Raw genomic sequence first — 22930 nt, forward strand, 5'->3', positions numbered from 1 at the left:
ATTAGAATTTCTTTTTCTTGTTCTTTCGTTTAAAAATTCTTTTAAATAACCCATCACGCTTTTCTGGTTCGCAATCTAAATCATTGATAACTTCTCTTGAGGGATTTTCAAACTGTGCATTGGTAATGGTTTTAAACTCGATATCTGAATTCAGCTTCTTATAAAAATTAGCAAAAATTGGTAATGCTGAATTCGCTCCTTGTCCTAAAGCAGTAGTCTTAAAACCTATACTGTGGTTGTCGTTCCCGACCCAAGTTACTGTGACTAATTTTGGCGTAATTCCAACAAACCAACCATCCTTATTATCTTGGGTAGTACCCGTTTTACCTGCTATTGCATTTCTAAGTCCGTAAGTACTTCGCAATCTTGATGCGGTTCCATTATTTACTGTAGCCTTCATAAATTGTAGCATCACCTGTCTTGTGTAATCAGAATAGGCTTTTTTAATTTTGTTTTCTGGTTTATACTCATAAATAAGATTACCATCTTTGTCTTCAATCCTGGTAATGTAATAAGGTTCTACAGGCACACTATTATTTACATAGCTTGCATAAGCTCCTGTTAAATCCATTAAGTTTATTTCTGCAACTCCCAAGGCAAGCGAAGGCTCTTCCGGAAGTTCTTCTGAAATATTTAATTTCTTTACTTGATCGATTACTTTAGGTATCCCGACTTTATCAAAAACCTTTACAGCTATAGTGTTTACAGAATTACTTAGCGCTTTTTCTAAGTTATAATTAATGTAAGGATCTTCCTCTTTATCACCAGAATTACTAGGAGACCAATCATCATAATTGGTATAAGTCACTTTTGATAGTGAAAAATACTCACAAGGTTTCATACCATCTTCAATGGCTGCCGTATAGACAAAAGGCTTAAATGTAGAACCAACCTGACGTTTACTTTGCGAAACATGATCGTATTTGTAATAACGATAATCTATGCCACCAATATAGGCTCTAACCGCTCCGTCGTTTGGATCTATGGACAACATGCCTGTATTTAGAAACTTCAAAAAGTGCTTAAGGCTATCAATTGCTGAAACATTTCTAATCGTATCCCCTTTCCAGTCGAATAATTCTACGTTTCTTTTAACGCTCAGTGAATCTTCAATTTGTTTTTCACTTAGCCCTTTCTTTTGTAATGATTTATATTGAATGGTGTTTTTAATTGCCGCTTTTAACAGTTTATTATCCGTTTCCCAAGGTGCATTTTTCCCATAAGAATTTTCAAAAGCTACTTGTAATTTAGCCATGTGCTCTTCCATTGCAGCTTCTGCATACTCCTGCATTTTATAATCTAAGGTGGTATAAACTTTTAAACCATCTTTGTAGAGATTGTATTTTTCTCCATTGGGATTTTTGATGGAATCCAGAATTTCTGCCAACTGCTTCTTAACCGTTTCACGAAAATATGGCGCTATACCTAAATCATGATTAAAGGAGCGATAGTCTAATTCAACCTCAGAATTCTTAAATATATCCAATGAATCTTTTTCTAAGTAACCGTATTTTACCATTTGATCCAACACTACGTTACGTCTATCCTTGCTTCTTTCTAAATGCAACCTTGGATTATAATAATTATTTGCCTTTAGTGTACCAACAAGTGTAGCGGCTTGAAGCTGAGAAAGTTCATTTACAGATTTATTGAAAAATTTTCTTGAAGCACTTTCAATACCATAGGTATTGTCAGAAAATGGAACTGTATTTAAGTAAAGGGTTAGAATTTCTTCCTTTGAATACACGGTTTCGATGCGTTTAGCAATAATGGATTCCTTAAACTTATTGATGAGCATACTGAACATAGCATAATCTTTTCTACCATAAAGATTTTTAGCTAGTTGTAAAGTTATTGTGCTTCCACCACCTGCAGATGCATCACCCATTAAGAGGTTTTTTACAAATACACGCATTAAGCTCATGTTATCTACACCATCATGCTCGTAAAATCTAATATCTTCCGTTGCGACGAGCGCATTGATTAAATGCTTAGGGAAGTCATCAAAAGCTACAGGTTGTCTATCATAGATATAATATTTACCGATGAGTTTTTCATTTCTATCCAATAATTGTGTAGCTTCTTCCTGTTTTATGGAACTGAGATCTTCTTTTGTTGGAATTTTACCGAATAGTCCGAAATAGATGCTGATGTACAGTCCTATTAGAAAAATAAAAACGGCTGAAAGTGAAATGATCGCAGTTTTCACCCATTTGTTTTGCCATCTCTTGAAAGACCAAGTTTTAAAATGTTCCCAATACGTATTCATTAAATAGAAAGGTTCGGGTCTTCAACGTCTGGATACAGAAAATTGTTGTACGGAAAACGTGTGACATGAATTTCTCTTACTTCTTTATAGACGCGTTTTCTAAATTCATCCATATTCTCCTTATTAATAGCGGAAATAAACAAGGCGTTATCTCCGAGTTTTGCCATCCATGTTTTTTTCCAGTCCTTTAGGGTATAGTGAGCTTTAGTGAGTTCTATCATTAAATCATCTTCATCGTAAGGCACGGCTTTATAAGCATCAATTTTGTTGAACACCATAATAGTTGGTTTGTCCTTACTTTCAATTTCATCTAAAATCTGATTTACGGACTCAATATGTTCTTCAAAATTAGAATGCGAAATATCGACAACATGAAGCAACAAATCTGCTTCCCTAACCTCATCTAAAGTACTTTTAAAAGATTCTACAAGTTGAGTAGGTAATTTTCTAATAAACCCAACAGTATCACTAACCAAAAATGGCAGATTACCAATCACTACTTTTCTAACCGTAGTATCTAAAGTAGCGAAGAGTTTGTTTTCAGCAAACACTTCACTTTTACTAATTACATTCATCAAAGTGGATTTACCCACATTGGTATAACCTACAAGTGCTACACGGACCAGTTTACCTCTGTTACCACGTTGCACAGCCATTTGCTTATCTATGGTCTTAATCTTAGACTTTAACAAAGCTATTTTATCACGCACTATACGTCTATCGGTTTCAATCTCAGTTTCACCAGGTCCACGCATACCGATACCACCCTTTTGTCTTTCGAGGTGTGTCCACATTCCTTTTAATCTTGGCAGTAAATATTCACATTGTGCCAGTTCTACCTGAGTTCTTGCATAACTGGTTTGGGCTCGTTGAGCGAAAATATCGAGGATAAGATTAGTTCTATCCAATATTTTGCAATTGAGTATTTTACTGATATTTCGTTCTTGGGCTGGCGAAAGCTCGTCATCAAAAATTACCGTACCTATGTCGTTCTCAGTCACAAATTCCCTTACTTCTTCCATTTTACCAGTACCAATAAAAGTTTTGGGATTTGGCATAGTCATCTTTTGGGTATACCGTTTAACAACATCACCACCTGCCGTGTAGGTTAAGAATTCGAGCTCATCCAAGTACTCCTTCGACATTTCCTCATCTTGGTCTTGCGTAATTATCCCTATTAAAACAACGCTCTCTAAATTGATATCTTTTTTCTCTATCATATATACTATTAAAGTACAAAGTTAAGCAAATGGATTTTTCTTAATAATGTTTTAAAAACCTATATTTATTGCCATGAGCAACAATTCTAAAACTTACACTTTAGCTTTCTATAATATTGAAAATCTATTTGATATTAAAAATGATCCTTTAACCAATGATGATGACTTTTTACCAACTTCAAGAAAAAGATGGACATCCAAACGTTACGAAAACAAATTGCGAAAGTTAGGTTCTGTAATTTCAAAAATAGGTGAAGAAAATACAGATGCTGCACCTGTAGTTGTTGGGTTAGCAGAGGTAGAAAATAAAACCGTGCTGTCTGACTTAGTAAGAAGTAAAAATCTTATTGAAGAAAACTATAGCTATGTTCACTACGACTCTTCTGATGAAAGAGGAATAGATGTCGCATTACTCTATAAAAGTGATGTCTTTAAAGTTGAAAATTCAGAGACCTTTTCAGTTTATTTACAAAATGAATTTGGAGTGCAAGATTATACAAGAGATATTCTTTTGGTACAAGGTAAATTAAATAATGAAAAATTAAATATTATAGTTAATCATTGGTCTTCTAGAAGAGAAGGTGAAAAAGAAACGGAGTACAAACGTATTACCGCAGCTAACGTTGTAAACTCTGTTGTTAAAATGCTAAAAAAGGAAGATGCAAATGCAAGGATTATTGTTATGGGTGATTTTAATGACAACCCTAACAATAAGAGTCTTTCTTTGCTCGAAAAGGAAAGCAATTTGTACAATCCCTTTAAAACAGTTTGGTCTCGAGATAAAGGAAGTTTGAATCATAATTTTGGCTGGAACCTGTTTGATCAAATTTTAATTTCAACAAACTTTTTCGAATCCTCAAAATCTTCATTGTCTTTTAATGGTGCAAATGTCTTCAACAATAAGAATTTAACTCAGTATCATGGTAAGTATAAAGGACAGCCATTTAGGACCTATGTGGGCAAAAAATATAAAGGCGGTTATAGTGATCATTTCCCAGTTTATATACAACTCAAAAACCCATAAACCATTTGTCGATTAATAATGTAGTTAGTCTATTATAACAATGTTAACATCATGTTAATAGGCATTTTTTATATATTCGAATAGGCATAAAAAAAACGACCAACCAACGTAATTAATGCTCGCAATAGCCTCATTTTATTTAAAACAAAATAAATCCTTTGTAATCAACGTGTTACAAAGGGTTAAATAATTTCTAACAAACCGATTAATAATGAAAAAGATTACTCTATTTTTATTTCTGCTTTCATTTGTTACATTCACAAGCATTGAAGCACAAATAACAACTTTTCCTTACACCGAGGATTTTGAATCTGGTGATGGTGGTTGGATTGCCGACAATACAACAAACGGTACTTGGGCACTGGGAACTCCTACAGGAGCTATTATCAACAGTGCTGCCTCTGGAGCAAATGCTTGGGTAACAAACCTATCAGGTAATTATAACTCTAACGAAGACTCATGGGTCACAAGTCCAGTGTTTGACTTTTCATCTCTAGCTGCACCTTCAATTGAAATGAGTATATGGTATGATATTGAATTTAGTTGGGATGGAGCGGTACTTCAATCCTCGATTGATTCAGGTACGTCTTGGCAAAACGTTGGTGCATTTGGTGATCCAAATAATTGGTATACTGACAATACTATCAATGGTCAGCCTGGAGGTCAGGAAGAAGGTTGGTCAGGAACTGGTACTGCGGGTACAAATGCTTGGGTAACTGCTAGACATGCTCTAACAGGCTTGGGTGGGCAATCAAATGTAATATTTAGAGTTGCTTTTGGTTCTGATGGTTCTGTTACGGATGAAGGTTTTGGTTTTGATGATATTAATATTTTTGAGGTATCATGTCCTGAGCCTACAGACATTACAGTTACGAACGTTACTGAAACGACAGCAGATATTAACTGGATGGCTGGTGGAACAGAAACCTTATGGAACCTAGAATGGGGAACAGCTGGGTTTACTCCAGGTTCAGGAACTTTAGAATCTGGTTTGACTTCTACAACTTTTAGTTTCACAGGTCTTACTTTAGGAACCTCTTATGATGTTTACATAGAAGCTGATTGTGGCTCAGGAACTTCGAGCTTAGTTGGCCCAACAACTTTCAATACTTCTGTACCTGGTGGTAGTTGTGCATCAGCATTTTCTATGGCCGTTGAGGCAGATTGCGGCACTGCTACACCTGTTACTCTAGATTTTGCAATAGCTGAAGATTTAGATGCTGCTGACGAGAACCCTTCTTGTGATGCATTCGGAAATTGGGGTTATTGGGTAAGTTTTACAGCACCTGCAATAGGATCTGTAGTGTTTAACTTCAGCGGTGGTGCAGATAGCATTGGACTAGAGGTATTAGACATGTGCGGAGGAACTACAATAGGAAACTGCGATAATAATATTTATGATGCTGGAGATAGTTCTGATATTATAAGTGGATTAACTCCTGGCAACACATATGTTGCAGTTATATGGAGAGATGGACAAGACGGAACCGCAGACGTATGTATAGAGGAAGGCCCTACTTGTTTATTCCCTACAGATTTAGCCGCAGATAACTTTACAATAGATGGAGCTGATTTAAGTTGGACAGAGAATGGATCCGCCACTATGTGGAATGTTGAAATAGTGCCATCTGGTGATACACCTACAGGAACACCAACAGCTACAGGAGTTTCTAATCCTTATACGGCGACTGGTCTTATGGCTAATACAGATTATGATTTTTATGTTCAAGCAGATTGTGGGGGTGGAGATACTAGTGATTTTAATGGTCCTTTCACTTTTACCACAGCTTGTGATGTCTTTGTACCAGATTATTTAGAAGATTTTACTACCATCATTCCTAACTGTTGGGATGAAGCAGATAGTGGTGATGCTACTACAGGGCCAGGAGATTTAGGAGCTGGATCTTGGACAGCCGATGGTTTTCTCAATAATGGATTTACTGGTGCTTATAAAATAAATTTATGGGTAGCCTCTAAAAGTGACTGGATTCTTTCACCAGAATTTGATTTAACTGGTGGCCCTTTCCAAGTTGAGTTCGATTTTGGGATAATGCAATTTGGTAGTTCTACAACAGCTGGCACTTTAGGTTCAGATGATACTGTTCAACTTTTAATTACCAATGATGGTGGTACTACATGGATACCTCTTTTGGTTTATGACAGCACATCTGTAGTTTCTCCTACAGGTGAACATCCTGTTGTTACGCTAGAGGCCTATGCTGGTCAAACCGTACAGTTTGGTATTTTAGGTTCTGAAGGTACTATTGATGATCCTGAGGACAATGATATATTTGTAGATAATTTTCAAGTAAGAAATATTCCTACTTGTCCTGAACCTACAGATTTAACATCTACTAACTTAAGTTTAACCTCTACAGAGGTTGGATGGACAGAAACAGGTACAGCTACAACATGGAATATTGAATATGGAGTTGCTGGCTTCGTACAAGGTACAGGAACTGTTGTATCAGATGTAACAACAAATCCTTATGTGATTACAGGATTAACATCAGATACTAATTATGAGTTTTATGTTCAGGCTGTTTGTGACCCTCTAAACTTAAGTTCATGGACCGGACCTGGTACATTCTACACGGGTTATTGTGCTTCTGAACCAACTAGTAATGATGGTGATGGTGTAACGAACGTAACTATTGGAGTCACTGATTTTCCTAGTTTTGGAGATGTTACTTATGAAAACCATACAGGCACCGTAGTAAACGTATTTCAAGGTATAAATACAAATGTAGCCGTTACTTTTGCGACCGGTTTTACATATGGCACTAATATATGGATTGACTTTAATGACGATCTGGTTTTTGACAATGCAACTGAATTAGTTTTTCAAGGGGAATCTACCAATGCAAACCCAACAACTTTAGATGCCTCTTTTGTTATGCCAGCAACAGCGCCTTTAGGTCAACATAGAATGCGAATTGGTACTGCAGATTCAGGACAAGCTACACCTAACCCTTGTTATAATGGTACTTGGGGTGTAACATTAGACTTTACAGTAAATGTTCAGGAATTAACCTGTACGTTGCCTGAAGCCAATTATTCTGTTACTACTGACTGTAATAGCGATCAATTCTTTATAGATGTCGATGTTACCAGTTTAGGTGATGCAACTTCACTAGAAATATCTAATGATTTTGATGCCTCTACAGTACAAGCTACTGCAGTTGGAGTTTATCAAGCTGGACCTTTCCCTTTTGGCAATTCAGTAAAAGTATTTGTAACCAATGAACAAGATAATAATTGTGTTATCAGTAGTGAGTTCTTTGAAGTATTAGCTTGTCCACCAGCAAATGATGAGTGTGATATGGCAACCGTTGCTGTAGTTAATGCAGATGAATCATGTGATAGTGTAAATTCAGGTACTATTTTAGCTGCAACACCGTCTGGTGTACCAAACGGTAGTTGTTCTGGTTCACCAGATGATGACGTTTGGTTTCAATTTACGGCACTAGGAGAACAGCAAATTATAGATATTCAAAATATAACTGGTGGGACCACAAATTTAGACCATGCAGTATATGAAGGTGCATGTGGTAGTCTTACAGAACTATATTGCTCTGATGATACTTTTAGCCTAACACCTTCTCTAGTAGTTGGCAATACGTATTACGTGAGAATATTCTCGGCTGGTTCAACGAGTGAAACAAGTAGCTTTGATTTATGTATCAGCACTTTAGGAACACCAACCTATTGTTTAGATGCCTTACCAATTTGTGCTGATCCAAGTATCCAATACGAAAGTATAGTTGGTGATCAAGTAGCACCTCCTTATTTGGATTATGACTGCCTGTTCTCACAACCAGACCCTCAGTGGAACACAATACAATTTGATGACGCGGGAGATTATGAGTTTAGTTTAGATCAAACCAGTACAGGTGGAGCACCATTGGATATTGACTTTATAGTTTGGGGTCCTTTTGTAGATCAACAAGAAGGTTGTTATGAATTACTCACTGAAAATATTGCAGATTGTAGTTATTCAGCAACTGCAAGTGAGACTATAACATTAACCAATGTCCCAGCAAATTCAACTTATATTATACTTATCACAAACTTCTCACAACAACCAGGATTTTACACCTTTACGCAAGATTCTGGACCTGCAGATGGTACCAATTGTGAAGTTGTTTGCGACGTTACTTTAAACCTTGAAGGTGGTCCTGTTGAAGACACTGTTGAAGATCCTGGAACACCAGATGGCACTTTTAATTACTGTGGTTTCCCTAGCGTTCAGTTAGAGGCAACAACATTTTACGATGTAGATGAGTATGTGTGGTATAAAGATGGTTTCGTTATTCCTGATTATAATGACCCTATGTTAACTGCAACTGAATCTGGAACCTATCAAGTTCAAGTCTTAGGAGGTATTTGTGACCAAAGTGAGCAATATTTTTCAGCATTAGTTCAAATAAACTTTTACGACGATGCAGGTACGGTTGACCCACAGAACATAACAGTCTGTGATGGCCCTGAAGCTGATGGTTCTGAAGCATTTGACTTAGATGCATTAACTGCCTCTCTAGGTTTTGGCGCTGATTTTACTGTGTCATACTATACAAATACCGCAGATGCAAATCAAGCAATGAATGCAGTATCTTCTCCATATACCTCATCTGGTGAAACACTGATAATTAGAGTAGAAGATGCAGACGCGGCTAATGATGGTTTCTTAGGGTGTCGTCAATTATCTGAAGTAGAATTGGTTGTTAATACCAGACCAGATGTAAATCAACCAGCAGATTTTGTTGTCTGCGATGATATGGATGGAGCTGTTGACGGTATGACAGATTTTGATTTAACTTCAATAGATGCTGAAGTAAGCACAGATCCAGATGTTACAATTACTTATCATTCATCTCAGGCAGATGCCGAGAGTGGTACAGCTGCATTGTCGAGCCCTCACAACAGTGGTGGAGAGACCATATATGTAAGAGCTGAAGACAATGCAACAGGATGTTATCAGACCACATCATTCAATCTTGTGGTTAATCTTATTCCTCTAGCGACATTTGATCAAAGCATAGATTATGAAGTTTGTCCAAACGCAACGGTTCCTATTACAATTGCAATAATTCCTGATAACTTCTCAGCAGCTGACGTATCAGTTAATTGGTACTTAGATGGAACTCTAATATCTGGTGCTAGTGGTTTAATGTTAGATACCGTTTTGGTTTCGGGAGACTATTCAGCTGAAATTACTTTTAGTGCTACGGGTTGTAGCAATACCGTTATAACTACTGTAATAGAACTCGATAATTGCATTTTCCCAGAGGGAATTTCTCCAGGAGTTAGTCCAGGACAAAATGACCGTTTTGATTTAAGCAGCTTTGATGTTGTTAAACTAGAAATTTTCAACAGAAATGGAACACTTGTATATTCTAAGAGTAACTATACAGATGAATGGGAAGGTCAAACTAATGATGGTGAAGAACTTCCGGTAGGTACTTATTTTTATACAGTGATCTATGAAGGCGGTGCTAAACAAAAGAGCGCTTGGGTATATATTAACAGATAATCAACTAACAGAATCAACTTATTATAATGAAAAAACTCTCGATAATAGCGGTTTTGCTTTTAGCATTTCAAATGCATGGGCAACAAGACCCTCAGTACACACAGTACATGTACAATATGAATATTATGAACCCAGCTTATGCAGGTTCTAGGGAAAATCTATCTTTTGGATTATTGTACAGAAATCAATGGGCTAAAATAGATGGCGGACCTGAAACTGGTACGTTTTTTGGTCACGCGCCAATTGGCAATAACCTTGGCCTTGGTGTATCATTAATTGCAGATCAAATAGGTCCGGTAAAAGAAACCAACGCATATGTTGACCTATCTTATACACTTAGGTTAGGTGGTGAGCACCGTTTGGCATTTGGTGTTAAAGCTGGAGCTACATTTCATGATATAAATTTAACCAGCGGAAATGTAGATGTAATAGATATGAATGACCCTTTCTTCGGTATCGGAATCAATGAGACGACACCAAATATTGGTGCAGGTTTCTTTTATTATACTGATAAATATTATTTATCCTTATCCGTTCCCAATCTTTTGTCATCTGTTCATTTAGACTCAAACGGAAATAAAATTGGATCAGAAACTCAACATTATTTTGTTACAGGTGGTTATGTTTTTGATTTATCACCTAACACAGAATTGAAGCCTTCGTTTATGGTTAAGTCTGCTTTTGACGCACCAACATCTTTTGATGTCAACCTTAATGCAAGGTTCTTTAAGAAATTTGAAATTGGTGCTTCATACAGATTAGATGACTCATTTTCTGGATTGGTTAATTTTGCATTGTCGCCATCATTAAGGGTTGGCTATGCGTATGATGCTGTATCATCTGACATTAAGGCTTTTGCGCCAGCATCGCATGAAGTCATGCTGTTATTTGACCTTAATTTCCCGAAACGAGTTTCTCGTTCACCTAGATACTTTTAATCCGTTAAGCTAAACAAATTATGAAAAACTTAAAAATACTATTATTTATCACGTTGATGAGTGGTTTATGCTTAACTGCTCAGAACAAAGACACCAAGAAAGCTGACAAGGAATTTGCCAGATTTGAATATGTTGATGCTGCTGAAAGCTATAAAAAACTCGTAGACGACGGTAAGGGCTCTCCTTATGTTTATGCCCAATTGGCAGAAAGCAATTATAACATTTTCAATACTGTTGAGGCTGAGAAATGGTATGCAAAGGCTTTAGAATCTATGGATGATCCAGAAATGATCTTCAAATATTCCGAAATGCTAAAGGCTAATGGAAAATATGAAGAATCTAACCAGCAAATGGAAAAATTTGCTTCTATGCGTCCATCCGATGATAGAGCAACAGCCTTTAGAAAAAACCCTAATTACCTTCCTAAAATTTTAGAACAAGGTAAAAAGTTTAATGTGCAAGACGGTGGTTTTAATTCGGCTCAATCAGATTTTGGGGGAACCATGCATGATGGTAAACTTTATATTACTTCTGCCAGAAATGATAACCGAAAAACTTATGGTTGGAACGAACAACCATTTTTAGATATTTACACTCTGACCAAAAATTCTGATGGGTCATATTCTGAGGCGACCTTAATGAACGATCAGATAAATACTAGACATCATGAAGGTTTAGTTTCAATCACACCAGATGGTAACACCATGTACTTCTCTAGAGAAAGTTATTTTGAGAAGGATTTTGAAAAAGATTCCATAAGTAAAGTGCGATACAGCCAGTTATATCTTTATAAGGCTACTAAATTGGGTGATGATTTTGATAATGTGGAAAGCTTATCAATAAACAGCGAAAATTACTCTGTAAAGAACCCTTCAGTTAGTCCTGATGGTTCTACTTTATATTTCGCATCTAATATGCCTGGTGGTTTTGGAAAATATGATATTTATAAAGCGCCAATTAATGATGATGGGACTATTGGAGAGCCTCAAAACCTAGGTCAAAAAGTAAATACTGAAGGTCAAGAAATGTTTCCTTTTATAAGTAGCAACAATACGCTTTACTTCTCTTCTACGGGTCATTTAGGCCTCGGAGGAATGGATGTGTTCTACACTAGGGAAATAGATGGGAAAATGGCACCAATAAGAAATGTAGGAATTCCTATTAACAGTAATGGTGACGATTTTGCATTTACCATTGATGAAGAAGCTGAAGAAGGTTTTGTCTCTTCAAACAGAGATGGTGGACAAGGAAGTGATGATATTTATGCATTCAAAAAACTACAACCGCTTTGCGATGTTTTAATTACTGCAATAGTATTGGATGACGAAACAAGAAATCCTTTAAATGGCGCTTCTGTTTCATTGTACGATGCGGAAGGTAACAAAATGGCAACTAAAACTACTAATGCTGAGGGTATTGCTGAATTTATAATAGAATGTGAGCAAGATACTGAGCTTGAAGTAGTGATGGAAGATTTTGAAAGCAAAAAAGTCACTGTTAACGGAACAAGTGAGGAAGAGTTAAAGGTTCAAATTTCTTTAGACCCAATAGAAAAAATTATTGCACCAGAGGAAATAGTATTAAACCCTATTTACTTTGATTTCGATAAGTCCAATATCACAGCACAAGCTGCTTTTGAATTGGATAAATTGGTACAGATAATGAACAAATATCCAGATCTAGTAATTAATGCTACATCACATACAGATAGTAGAGGATCTGTGCCATACAACCAAAAGCTTTCTCAACGTAGAGCAAAGAGCACACAGCAATATGTTATTTCCAAAGGTATAGACGAATCTCGAATCTCTGCGGAAGGTAAAGGAGAAAGTAACCTTAAGGTAAAATGTGGTCAAAACTGTACTGAAGAAGAGCACCAACAAAATAGACGCTCAGAGTTTTTAATAGTTAGTGGTTCTCCTGAGACTCAGAAGTAAGTCTTATTGAGTTTAAGATTATAATAAAAAACGCTCTGATAAAAATATCAGAGCGTTTTTGTTTTATCGTAATGGAAAGCCTTTAGCTGCCCACCATGGATGCAATTCTATAACTAATCGTCCAGCTTTAACCATTGGGTCCGCATTTGCTAAACTGTCTGCCATTTCTAAAGTTGGCACGTTGTAAATTGTGATACCTCTAATATCACCGTCATCACCAAAAGGTCCAGAGATATCCGCATAACCTAATTCGTACATTTTACCTAAGTGCGCTAAATGCTCTTTTTGAAGTCTCGCGGATTCCTCTTCATTTTGATTTCTAATTGGTCCGCGTTTTAAAAACGCTATAAAGTATTGCTGCATTAATGTAGTATCCTTTGTCTTCTCATCAACATAATCAAAGACCTCATAACCCTCGTCTACAAGTTTAGCTTTTATTTCAGCAACAGATTGCTCTTTAATAGTTTCAATACTTTCTTCTTGGGACTCTGAAGTTTTCTCATTGGATTTTGTTTCGTTTTTACATGATAGTAAACTAAATACACATAGAATTATTAGTATATTTTTCATTCTTTCCAGTTTTTAAATGGTTGTTTGCTTAATTGCGAATTATAATATTTTATATCACCAGTAACTTCTTTACCCAACCAGTTAGGTCTTTCAAAAGTTTCATTCTTAAATTGTAGTTCAACTTCAGCAATAATTAAACCTTCATTATTACCATAAAACTCATCAACTTCAAACGTGTGGCTGCCATATTTGACTTCGTAGCGTTTCTTATCTATAATGGATTCTTCACATAGGTCTAAAAGATTTTCAGCTTCTGCCCTAGTAATTTCTTTTTCCCATTCAAATCGAGATAAACCATCGTTAGAAGATTTTCCTTTTATAGTCAAATAGCCTTTATCCTCCTTCAATCTCACACGTACAGTTCGTTCTTTATGAATGTTTAAAAAACCTTGTTGAATACTATAGGTCGTTGAAGCTTCTTTTTTAAAGCCATCAGATGTCACTAAAAACTTACGCTCAATTTCTACGGCCATTATCGATACTACTTAAACTATATTTAATCCCTAAATTTACTGCATGCTAAACGATTTACCAATAAGAAAGATAATTCATGTGGATATGGATGCGTTTTATGCTTCCATAGCCCAAATGGACAACCCTGAACTTAAAGGCAAACCAATAGCTGTTGGAGGTGGCGGAAAAAGAGGCGTGATAAGTGCGGCAAGTTATGAAGCTCGCAAATATGGAGTAAGAAGTGCCATGTCTGGTCGCCTGGCAGAAAAACTATGCCCAGAACTAATTTTTGTTAGAACAGATTTTGAACGTTATAAGGACATCTCCAATCGTATTCGGAAAATTTTTTTCGAGTACACAGATTTAGTAGAGCCTTTATCGCTAGATGAAGCCTATCTTGACGTAACGGAAAACAAAATAGGCTTGCCTAGTGCGACATTAATTGCTCAAAAGATACGGCAACGCATTTTTGACGAAGTTGGCTTAACGGCTTCCGCAGGCATTTCAATCAACAAGTTTATTGCTAAGGTTGCGAGCGATTACAATAAGCCCAATGGCCAAAAAACGGTGAATCCTGAAGACGTGCTTCAATTTTTAGAAGATTTGGACATTAGAAAATTCTATGGTGTTGGTAAAGTCACCGCAGAAAAGATGTATCAAAAAGGCATTTTTACCGGTAAGGATTTAAAAGCTAAAAGTCTTGAATATTTAGACGAAAACTTCGGAAAGTCAGGTCGGTATTATTACTATGTAGTGCGAGGCATTCACAATAGTGAAGTAAAACCTAATCGCATACGCAAGTCTCTAGCTGCCGAGCGCACATTCAGTGAAAATTTGTCTTCTGAAATTTTTATGCTAGAAAAGCTTGACCATATTGCAGAAGAAGTCGCCAAGCGACTTGAAAAAAGTAAAGTTACAGGAAAAACCATAACATTAAAAATAAAATACTCTGATTTTACATTACAGACGCGAAGTAAGACACTTCCTTATTTTGTAAGCGATAAGGCTGTTATTTTAGAGACTGCAAAAGATTTGTTATATCAAGACAAACTAAAAAATTCGGTGAGACTTTTAGGAATTTCTCTCTCTAACTTAAATACAGATAAGTCAGTCAAAGCAAAGGCTTCGGAAGACAAAAAGAAATCTGTTAGCGTTCAGTTAAAGTTCGATTTTTAATCCGTTGAATTTCTTAAGTTTATGTCAACTACTAAATCAACCACGTATGAAATTCTTAAATGTACTAATCGCTGTAGTCATATTACTCTCAATTTCTTCATGTAAAGATAATGAAGCTTCAAAAGAAGTAACTTCTGAACCAGAAATGGAAAACCAAGAAAAAGGCGGTGTACAACCCTTTGCAGAACATATCTTTTCGCAGTTTACTAATGTTAGGGATTTTACAGTTGATAAAGACGAAACCGAGGCTTATTTTTCATTGCAAAGTCCAGCAAGAGAGCTTTCGGTAATCATGAAAATTGAAAAGAAAAATAATGAATGGCAAGACCCTGAAATTAGTAGTTTTTCAGGCCAATATACAGATCTTGAACCTTTTTTATCTCCCGATAATTTAAAGCTCTATTTTGTATCTAACAGACCTGTTTCAAAAGATAGCACCAATACAAAAGATATGGATATTTGGTATGTGGAGCGTTCCACTAAAGCTGAGGCATGGTCAAAACCAAAAAATATTGGTGCACCAATAAATACAGATGGTGATGAGTTTTATCCTGCTGTGGCTTCAAATGGCAATCTATATTTTACTCTTATTAAAGAAGAACTAGAATCTGCAGACGATATCTATGTAAGCAAATGGGAAAACAACGCTTATGCAGAGCCAACAATTTTAGGAGAGGGAGTGAACACCAAAGGTGCTGAGTATAATGCTTTTATTGCACCAGATGAATCTTATATCATTTTCGGAGGTTGGCGCAGACCAGACGCTATTGGTTCTGGTGATATGTATATCAGTAGAAGTGTAAATGGTGAATGGACAACTGCTGAAAATCTAGGAGAAACCATTAATTCCAAATACATGGAATTTTGTCCTTTTGTAAATAACGGAACACTTTATTTTACAAGCCGAAGAAGTAGCGTAGAGTCAAAAGAAAATGGTTTTACCAACACAGAGGAGTTAATCTCTGAAATTAATAAATATGATAATGGCGCAAGCCGGATTTATCATGTAGAGTTTAGAAATTAAATACTTTTAAACCTCTAATCATTAGTAATCTCCCTAACACGTAAGGTATTCACCATCCCCTTTTCCGTAATTGGCATGGAAGCTAAGCTAATGGCCATATCGCCTTTTTTAAGATAACCTCGCTCTTTAGCAATTTTATTAATGTCACCAACCGTTTCGTCAGTACTTACAAACTTATCATAGAAAAAAGCTTCTACTCCCCAAAGTAAACTCAGTTGTGTTAAAATACGCTTGTTAGATGTAAACACTAAAATATGGGCTTGTGGTCTCCATGCAGAAATCTGAAAAGCCGTGTAACCACTATTGGTCAAGGTAGAAATGGTTTTGGCATTGATCTCATTTGCCATATTAGCAGCGTGATAACAAATAGATTTAGTTATATACCGTTTGGTACGTATATGAGGAGGAGATTGTGGCACTTCAATTAAGGGAGAATCTTCTACACTACGTATAATATTTGCCATTTGGCGTATCACTTGTACAGGATATTGCCCAACAGAGGTTTCTCCTGAAAGCATTACCGCATCAGCACCATCCATTACCGAATTGGCAACATCGTTGACCTCAGCACGTGTTGGTGTTAAGCTTGTAATCATGGTTTCCATCATTTGCGTAGCTATGATTACAGGAATTCTTGCGCGTTTGGCTCTTAGTACTAATTTCTTTTGAATTAATGGCACTTCCTCAGCTGGTATTTCAACACCTAAATCACCACGAGCTACCATTAAACCATCACAGTAAGCAACAATTTTATCAATGTTTTCAACAGCTTCTGGCTTTTCTATCTTAGCAATAATCGGAATTTTATGATCACTATGCTCTTTAATTAATTCTTCCAATTGCATTAAATCCTCAGCATGCCTAACAAAGGATAAAGCGATCCAATCCACCTTTTGTCCTATAGCAAAAATGGCATCCTCTATATCCTTTTTTGTCAAAGCAGGTTGAGAGATATCTGTATTTGGAAGGTTTACCCCTTTTTTAGATTTTAAAGGACCGCCTTGTATAACTTCTGCCTTTACTTCAGACTTTCCGTCTGTGGAAACGACTTCAAAAATTAATTTTCCATCATCCAGTAGAATTCTTTCACCTCTTTTAGCGTCTTGTGGAAAGTTATCGTAAGTCATATAGACACGTTCTTTAGTGCCTTCAAATCGTTTGCCAGTTGCGAAAATAATTTCGTCCCCTTCATTAACAACAACTTCGCCTTTCATGGTGCCAACACGTAGTTTGGGACCTTGTAAATCTGCTAAGATCGAAGCATTGTATCCAAACTCGTCATTGAGCTCTCTTATCATTTTTATGCGCTCCTCAACATCCTTATAATTCGCGTGCGAAAAGTTTATTCTAAAAACATTGGCGCCTTCATCGAGCATGGCTTTTAAAACGTCCTTGCTACTTGTTGCTGGGCCTAATGTGGCTACTATTTTGGTTTTTTTGTTTAGCATCAATTCAAAAAATTAAATGGTCTTTTGATTTTAATTGTATCGGATTAACAGAATAACTTGTTACAATCTGCGGAATATTCTGCAGTTTATCCAAGATTAATTTTTCGTTTACATTCTGTATCTCATCAGAAATCTTTATAAAGTAATCTACCCTTTTGTACTCTGGGACTAAATTAAAAGTCTTTAATACTTTTTCATTAGTTTGAAATAAGCCTGTACTATATAGACTCTCTTCCTCTTTTTTGCATACGTTAGAAACCAAGTTCCATGTTACAAATTGTGAAACGTTATTCCACTCAAAAATACTGTACGAAGATTTTAAATATTCAAAATCAAGATCTTTGGATTTACGCTTTAAGTTTAGTTCTAAACTTTGGTTAAGTAAATAAGCCAAACGATAGTCTTCTAGCCCACAATGAATAGCAATGAGTTTGTAGGTCTCGTCATAAAAATCGTCAACAAGAAGTTTGTGTAAAGCCATATAGTCATAACTCTGAAATGTAAATATAGAATATAAATGCCTTAGATTTATTAACTTTTGGTTAATCTTAACCCTTAAAATCTACGAAAACGTTGTAGTTTAATAAAATTAAATTCTTGAATTAAATAAGCTTGGTAATTTGCTTCTGAAATGCAAAAAAAGCGCGTTTGGATGCCTTTTCTTCAGCTTTCTTTTTTGAAGTTGCCCTGGCCTTTGAGACCACTTTATCATTAATACTAAGTTTAACAGAAAAGTGCTTTAACTCATCTTTGCCTGTGTCCTCGTAGACTTCATAATCGAATGTGTTTTTTTCTTTTTGGCACCACTCAATCAACAGACTTTTATAACTAATAACTTTGCCTTCTAAGGTCTCTATATCTACATGAGGATTAATAACACGTTTGTAAATAAAGTTTTCGCAAGTTTTATAACCTTTATCTAAATAAATGGCACCTACTAAAGCTTCAAAAAGATTACCGTGGATGTTGTTACCAAAATTAGACTTTGGTATTCTACTTTGCACCAAGTCAATGAGGTTGAGTTCTTTACCAAGTTCATTTAAGTGCTCCCTACTTACTACTTTAGAGCGCATCTTTGTAAGATAGCCTTCGTCACCATGGGGCACTTTCTCGTATAGGTATGCTGCAATAACGGAACTCAGCATGGCATCACCAACAAACTCCAAACGTTCATAGTTAATAGGGTTGCCCTTTTTGTCCCTAATATTCATAGAACGATGGGTAAAAGCTTTTATGTAAAGTGATTTAGATTTTGGCTTAAAGCCAAGAATATTTTTTAGTTGTAAAAAAAAATTCCCGTCTCCTTGAGAACGGGAATTTTTTAATATGTTACGAATGAAAGTCATTCGGGATTTAATCTATTTTTTTAAATAACACACAAGCGTTGTGGCCGCCAAATCCAAATGTATTACTCATTGCGACTTTTATATCTCGTTTCTGCGCTTCATTGAGCGTTAAATTTAATTCTGGGTCTATATTCTCATCGTGAGTTTCGTGGTTAATTGTCGGTGGAATAATTCCATGTTCTAAAGCCAAAATCGAAGCAATAGCTTCAATAGCTCCAGCAGCACCCAACAAGTGACCAGTCATAGACTTGGTAGAATTAATATTTATGTTTTTAGCATGGCTGCCAAATACTTCAGATATAGCTTTAAGTTCGGCAACATCACCTAATGGTGTGGATGTACCGTGTGTATTAATATGATCTACATCTTCAGGATTTAAACCAGCATTCTCTAAACAATTTTTCATTACCGCAACAACTCCTATACCATCTGGGTGAGGTGCTGTCATATGATAAGCATCAGAAGATAAACCTCCGCCTACTACTTCCGCATAGATCTTTGCTCCTCTTGCTTTTGCATGCTCATACTCTTCTAAAACAATAGAACCGGCTCCTTCTCCCAGTACAAAACCATCTCGGTTAGCATCAAAAGGTCTAGAAGCTGTTTCTGGATTATCGTTACGAGTGCTCATAGCATGCATAGCGTTGAAACCTCCCATACCAGCAATGGTAACCGCAGCTTCACTTCCACCTGTAATTACAACATCACAATGACCTAAACGTATCGTGTTTAAGGCATCGATCATTGAATTAGCAGAAGAAGCACAAGCAGAAACCGTTGTGTAGTTTGGTCCCATGAAACCATATTTAATAGATATGTTTCCTGGTGCAATATCAGCAATCATTTTCGGAATGAAGAAAGGGTTAAAACGAGGTGTGCCATCACCAGCAGCATAATTTAACACTTCTTCCTGAAATGTCTCTAAACCACCAATACCAGCTCCCCAAATAACTCCTACTCTATATTTGTTTAATGAATCTAGATCAAGTTTTGAGTCTGCAATTGCTTCATCCGAAGCAACCATTGCATACTGCGAAAACTTGTCCATTCGCTTTGCCAGCTTTCTGTCAATAAAGTCAGTAACTTCAAAGTTTTTTACTTCACAAGCGAATTGTGTTTTGAACTTCTCAGCATCAAAATGTGTAATTGGAGCAGCACCACTTTCACCATTAACAAGACCATTCCAATATTCATCTTTGGTATTGCCAATTGGCGTAAGAGCACCTAGACCAGTAACTACGACTCGCTTTAATTCCATAAAAATAAAGTTCTTATTTTGCTTCTTCTATGTAAGAGATAGCTTGACCAACTGTTGCAATGTTCTCAGCTTGATCATCTGGGATTTGAATATCAAATTCTTTTTCAAATTCCATTATTAATTCTACAGTATCCAATGAATCTGCACCTAAGTCGTTAGTGAAGCTCGCTTCAGTTACAACTTCGTTTTCATCAACACCTAATTTGTCTACGATAATCGCTTTTACTCGTGATGCAATGTCTGACATAATCTTTTAATTTTAAGTTTTAATTAGATGGCAAAAATAAAAAACTTTACGTTAAAAATCATCTTTACCAATAAAATGTGCTTTTAATTTAGTAAAAATAAAATAGAAGTATTCCGTTTTGCCCTAATTGTTAATTATTATTCTTTTTTTTGTTTGAATAATTTGAACATGATGGCAAGTATATGAAACGAATTGTAATTTTTGCGTCCGGAAGTGGAAGTAATGCTGAAAATTTAATTAAGTTTTTTCACGACAGCGATAATGCGTCTGTTATTCAGGTATTGACTAACAATCCTCATGCCAAAGTCTTAGAGCGATGTAATAAATTAAAAGTGAGCACTTTATCATTCAATAGAATTGCCTTTTCAAAGTCTGAAGATGTGTTGAATATTCTAAAAGCGTCTCAACCAGACCTTATTGTTTTGGCAGGTTTTCTTTGGAAGTTTCCTGAATTTATCCTCAAGGAATTTGAAAATAAAGTGATAAATATCCATCCTGCTCTATTACCAAAATATGGCGGAAAAGGGATGTATGGGAAATTTGTTCACGAAGCTGTTGTAGCTAATAAAGAAACCGAAACTGGGATAACAATTCATTACGTAAATGAAAATTATGACGAAGGAGCTATAATTTTCCAGGCTAAGTGTGAGGTTGAACCATCGGATTCTGCTGAAGATGTGGCTAAAAAGATTCATGAGTTGGAGATGAAACATTTTCCTAAGGTGGTACAGCAATTAATTAATTAACAAATTTCAAAATCTAAATTCCAAAACGATCTGTGAAATCCGTGTCAAAATAATTCATGTCAAAAAAGAAAAAAAAATATTACACCGTCTGGAAAGGCCATAACACAGGAGTCTTTGAATCTTGGCATGATTGCAAGGCTCAAATCAAAGACTTTAAAGGAGCACAGTATAAATCCTTCACAACTTTTGACGCAGCAAAGAAAGCATATAGAGATGGGCCAAAAGACCATATAGGAAAATCGAAAAGTTTTAAAAGTGAACTTTCTAAAGAGCAACTAAAAAAAATAGGGCAGCCTAATTACAACTCTATTTCAGTTGACGCAGCATCATCTGGTAATCCTGGTAAAATGGAATATCGTGGTGTAGATACCAAGTCCAAAAAACAACTTTTTATACAAGGTCCTTTTGAGGAAGGCACTAATAACATAGGCGAATTCTTGGCCATAGTACATGGTTTGGCATTCTTAAAGCAACATAAAAGTGACAGGATTATCTACACAGATTCTAAAACCGCTATGAGTTGGGTACGAAAAAAAACTTGCAATACTAAACTTGAGCGGAATAACAAAAACAAAGATTTGTTTGAGTTGGTTGATAGAGCTGTAAAATGGTTGAAAACCAATAATTATTCTACTACCATAGTAAAATGGGAAACAAAGGCTTGGGGAGAAATTCCTGCAGATTTTGGAAGAAAATAATTTCTATTATTAGGTCAGGGCGCTATTTCACAAGGAAGATATTTTATGTACTTTTGCACCTTAATTCAAACTTACTTTAATGGGTAAATTAGTAATTGTCGGAACAGTGGCTTTTGATGCTATTGAAACACCTTTTGGCAAAACCGATAAAATTCTTGGTGGTGCTGGGACTTTTATAGGTTTGGCTGCGTCAAATTTTAATGTTGATTCCGCAGTTGTATCTGTGGTTGGAGGCGATTTTCCACAAGAGTACTTAGATTTAATGACAGACAGAAATATCGATATTTCTGGTGTTGAAATTGTAAAAGACGGCAAAACCTTCTTTTGGAGTGGTAAGTACCATAATGATATGAACTCTAGAGACACCTTGGTCACCGAATTAAACGTACTTGCCGATTTTGAACCTAAAGTTCCTGAAGATTATAAGGATGCTGAGGTGGTAATGCTCGGCAATTTACATCCATTAACCCAAATGAGTGTTTTAAACCAGATGGAGACTAAGCCAAAGTTGGCCATACTAGATACTATGAATTTTTGGATGGATTGTGCCCTAGAGGATTTACACAATACTATAAAACATATAGACGTTATCACTATCAATGATGAGGAAGCAAGACAATTAACCGGAGAATATTCATTAGTTGTTGCTGCTAGAAAGATTCATGAGATGGGCCCAAAATATGTAGTGATTAAAAAAGGTGAGCATGGAGCGTTATTGTTTCATGACGATAATGTATTCTATGCGCCTGCATTACCTTTAGAAGAAGTTTTTGATCCAACAGGAGCAGGTGATACCTTTGCTGGTGGCTTTGCAGGTTACTTAGCCAAAACTGAAGATTACTCCTTTGAGAACATGAAGAATGCTGTAATCTACGGTTCTACCTTAGCATCCTTTTGTGTAGAAAAATTTGGCACGGAGCGAATGCTTAATCTCACTGCAAGTGAAGTACATAAACGATTAGGCCAATTTAAGAGTCTAACACAATTTGATATAGAATTAACTTAAATCTAGCGCACTCTGAAAATGAGTGCGTTTTTTTATT

General features: G+C 36.0%; 18 protein-coding genes. 9 read left to right on the top strand and 9 right to left on the bottom strand.

The genetic code is table 11. From position 1 onward, the window contains the following. Position 1: 1 nt before the first annotated feature. Together SIB89_RS08770 and hflX are read right to left on the bottom strand one after the other, a co-directional pair. Positions 2-2269: a penicillin-binding protein 1A gene (locus SIB89_RS08770; RefSeq protein ID WP_412559493.1), complete on the bottom strand. Its 2268-nt coding sequence runs from the start codon at positions 2267-2269 to the stop codon at positions 2-4. Continuing rightward, the gene (gene hflX, locus SIB89_RS08775; protein WP_155089062.1) at positions 2269-3489 is read right to left on the bottom strand and encodes a GTPase HflX; all 1221 of its coding nucleotides are present in this window, start codon (positions 3487-3489) and stop codon (positions 2269-2271) included. Before hflX ends, SIB89_RS08770 begins: the two co-directional genes overlap by 1 nt. A gap of 73 nt (positions 3490-3562) precedes the next feature. Between hflX and SIB89_RS08780 the strand changes: the two genes are divergently transcribed. The 4 genes from SIB89_RS08780 (at position 3563) to SIB89_RS08795 (ending at position 12921) form a co-directional block, all read left to right on the top strand. Beyond that, positions 3563-4513 (top strand): endonuclease/exonuclease/phosphatase family protein, encoded by a 951-nt coding sequence (locus SIB89_RS08780; protein WP_412559494.1) that lies wholly within the window; start codon positions 3563-3565, stop codon positions 4511-4513. 211 nt (positions 4514-4724) lie between these two features. Next, positions 4725-10046, top strand: coding sequence for a fibronectin type III domain-containing protein (locus tag SIB89_RS08785; RefSeq protein ID WP_412559495.1), 5322 nt, complete (start codon positions 4725-4727; stop codon positions 10044-10046). Positions 10047-10072: 26 nt separating this feature from the next. Continuing rightward, positions 10073-10984: a type IX secretion system membrane protein PorP/SprF gene (locus tag SIB89_RS08790; protein ID WP_155089067.1), complete on the top strand. Its 912-nt coding sequence runs from the start codon at positions 10073-10075 to the stop codon at positions 10982-10984. Positions 10985-11004: 20 nt separating this feature from the next. After that, positions 11005-12921, top strand: coding sequence for an OmpA family protein (locus SIB89_RS08795; protein WP_412559496.1), 1917 nt, complete (start codon positions 11005-11007; stop codon positions 12919-12921). Positions 12922-12984: 63 nt separating this feature from the next. On the opposite strand, the gene SIB89_RS08800 is transcribed toward SIB89_RS08795, so the two are convergent. Both SIB89_RS08800 and SIB89_RS08805 read right to left on the bottom strand, forming a co-directional pair. Then, positions 12985-13491, bottom strand: coding sequence for a YciI family protein (locus SIB89_RS08800; protein WP_412559497.1), 507 nt, complete (start codon positions 13489-13491; stop codon positions 12985-12987). After that, positions 13488-13964: a CYTH domain-containing protein gene (locus SIB89_RS08805; protein WP_412559498.1), complete on the bottom strand. Its 477-nt coding sequence runs from the start codon at positions 13962-13964 to the stop codon at positions 13488-13490. Before SIB89_RS08805 ends, SIB89_RS08800 begins: the two co-directional genes overlap by 4 nt. A 43-nt stretch (positions 13965-14007) precedes the next feature. Here SIB89_RS08805 and dinB point away from each other — a divergent pair, with 43 nt between their 5' ends. Beyond that, the gene (dinB, locus tag SIB89_RS08810) at positions 14008-15120 is read left to right on the top strand and encodes a DNA polymerase IV (RefSeq protein ID WP_412559499.1); all 1113 of its coding nucleotides are present in this window, start codon (positions 14008-14010) and stop codon (positions 15118-15120) included. 46 nt (positions 15121-15166) lie between these two features. After that, positions 15167-16144 carry a TolB family protein gene (locus SIB89_RS08815; protein ID WP_412559500.1) on the top strand — a complete coding sequence of 326 codons (978 nt, stop codon included), beginning with the start codon at positions 15167-15169 and terminating at the stop codon, positions 16142-16144. A 14-nt stretch (positions 16145-16158) separates the two neighbouring features. Here SIB89_RS08815 and pyk read toward each other — a convergent pair whose 3' ends face one another. From pyk to SIB89_RS08840, 5 genes are all read right to left on the bottom strand, one after another. After that, positions 16159-17592: a pyruvate kinase gene (gene pyk, locus SIB89_RS08820; RefSeq protein ID WP_412559501.1), complete on the bottom strand. Its 1434-nt coding sequence runs from the start codon at positions 17590-17592 to the stop codon at positions 16159-16161. A gap of 4 nt (positions 17593-17596) precedes the next feature. After that, positions 17597-18073 carry an IPExxxVDY family protein gene (locus SIB89_RS08825; protein WP_412559502.1) on the bottom strand — a complete coding sequence of 159 codons (477 nt, stop codon included), beginning with the start codon at positions 18071-18073 and terminating at the stop codon, positions 17597-17599. A gap of 121 nt (positions 18074-18194) precedes the next feature. Continuing rightward, entirely contained in the window at positions 18195-18938 is a 744-nt protein-coding gene (rnc, locus tag SIB89_RS08830; protein ID WP_155089079.1) for a ribonuclease III, read from the bottom strand. A 7-nt stretch (positions 18939-18945) separates the two neighbouring features. Further along, positions 18946-20196: a beta-ketoacyl-ACP synthase II gene (gene fabF, locus SIB89_RS08835; RefSeq protein ID WP_412559503.1), complete on the bottom strand. Its 1251-nt coding sequence runs from the start codon at positions 20194-20196 to the stop codon at positions 18946-18948. Between the two features lie 13 nt (positions 20197-20209). Further along, positions 20210-20443, bottom strand: coding sequence for an acyl carrier protein (locus SIB89_RS08840; protein ID WP_008269813.1), 234 nt, complete (start codon positions 20441-20443; stop codon positions 20210-20212). A 182-nt stretch (positions 20444-20625) separates the two neighbouring features. Here SIB89_RS08840 and purN point away from each other — a divergent pair, with 182 nt between their 5' ends. The 3 genes from purN (at position 20626) to SIB89_RS08855 (ending at position 22893) form a co-directional block, all read left to right on the top strand. Continuing rightward, positions 20626-21189, top strand: a complete 564-nt coding sequence (gene purN, locus SIB89_RS08845; RefSeq protein WP_412559504.1) for a phosphoribosylglycinamide formyltransferase — start codon at positions 20626-20628, stop codon at positions 21187-21189. A 56-nt stretch (positions 21190-21245) separates the two neighbouring features. Beyond that, positions 21246-21887: a viroplasmin family protein gene (locus tag SIB89_RS08850; protein ID WP_412559505.1), complete on the top strand. Its 642-nt coding sequence runs from the start codon at positions 21246-21248 to the stop codon at positions 21885-21887. Positions 21888-21966: 79 nt separating this feature from the next. Further along, positions 21967-22893, top strand: coding sequence for a PfkB family carbohydrate kinase (locus SIB89_RS08855; RefSeq protein WP_273289167.1), 927 nt, complete (start codon positions 21967-21969; stop codon positions 22891-22893). Positions 22894-22930 lie beyond the last annotated feature (37 nt).

It is taken from the genome of Winogradskyella sp. MIT101101, from assembly GCF_047126865.1.
GTDB lineage: Bacteria > Bacteroidota > Bacteroidia > Flavobacteriales > Flavobacteriaceae > Winogradskyella > Winogradskyella ouciana.

Coding starts and splice junctions, on each gene's coding strand:
- SIB89_RS08785 (WP_412559495.1), top strand. CDS start 4,725: ATGAAAAAGATTACTCTATTTTTATTTCTGCTTTCATTTGTTACATTC.
- pyk (WP_412559501.1), bottom strand. CDS start 17,592: ATGCTAAACAAAAAAACCAAAATAGTAGCCACATTAGGCCCAGCAACA.
- hflX (WP_155089062.1), bottom strand. CDS start 3,489: ATGATAGAGAAAAAAGATATCAATTTAGAGAGCGTTGTTTTAATAGGG.
- dinB (WP_412559499.1), top strand. CDS start 14,008: ATGCTAAACGATTTACCAATAAGAAAGATAATTCATGTGGATATGGAT.
- purN (WP_412559504.1), top strand. CDS start 20,626: ATGAAACGAATTGTAATTTTTGCGTCCGGAAGTGGAAGTAATGCTGAA.
- SIB89_RS08770 (WP_412559493.1), bottom strand. CDS start 2,269: ATGAATACGTATTGGGAACATTTTAAAACTTGGTCTTTCAAGAGATGG.
- fabF (WP_412559503.1), bottom strand. CDS start 20,196: ATGGAATTAAAGCGAGTCGTAGTTACTGGTCTAGGTGCTCTTACGCCA.
- SIB89_RS08800 (WP_412559497.1), bottom strand. CDS start 13,491: ATGAAAAATATACTAATAATTCTATGTGTATTTAGTTTACTATCATGT.
- SIB89_RS08805 (WP_412559498.1), bottom strand. CDS start 13,964: ATGGCCGTAGAAATTGAGCGTAAGTTTTTAGTGACATCTGATGGCTTT.
- SIB89_RS08780 (WP_412559494.1), top strand. CDS start 3,563: ATGAGCAACAATTCTAAAACTTACACTTTAGCTTTCTATAATATTGAA.
- SIB89_RS08795 (WP_412559496.1), top strand. CDS start 11,005: ATGAAAAACTTAAAAATACTATTATTTATCACGTTGATGAGTGGTTTA.
- SIB89_RS08790 (WP_155089067.1), top strand. CDS start 10,073: ATGAAAAAACTCTCGATAATAGCGGTTTTGCTTTTAGCATTTCAAATG.
- SIB89_RS08855 (WP_273289167.1), top strand. CDS start 21,967: ATGGGTAAATTAGTAATTGTCGGAACAGTGGCTTTTGATGCTATTGAA.
- SIB89_RS08840 (WP_008269813.1), bottom strand. CDS start 20,443: ATGTCAGACATTGCATCACGAGTAAAAGCGATTATCGTAGACAAATTA.
- SIB89_RS08825 (WP_412559502.1), bottom strand. CDS start 18,073: ATGGCTTTACACAAACTTCTTGTTGACGATTTTTATGACGAGACCTAC.
- SIB89_RS08815 (WP_412559500.1), top strand. CDS start 15,167: ATGAAATTCTTAAATGTACTAATCGCTGTAGTCATATTACTCTCAATT.
- SIB89_RS08850 (WP_412559505.1), top strand. CDS start 21,246: ATGTCAAAAAAGAAAAAAAAATATTACACCGTCTGGAAAGGCCATAAC.
- rnc (WP_155089079.1), bottom strand. CDS start 18,938: ATGACTTTCATTCGTAACATATTAAAAAATTCCCGTTCTCAAGGAGAC.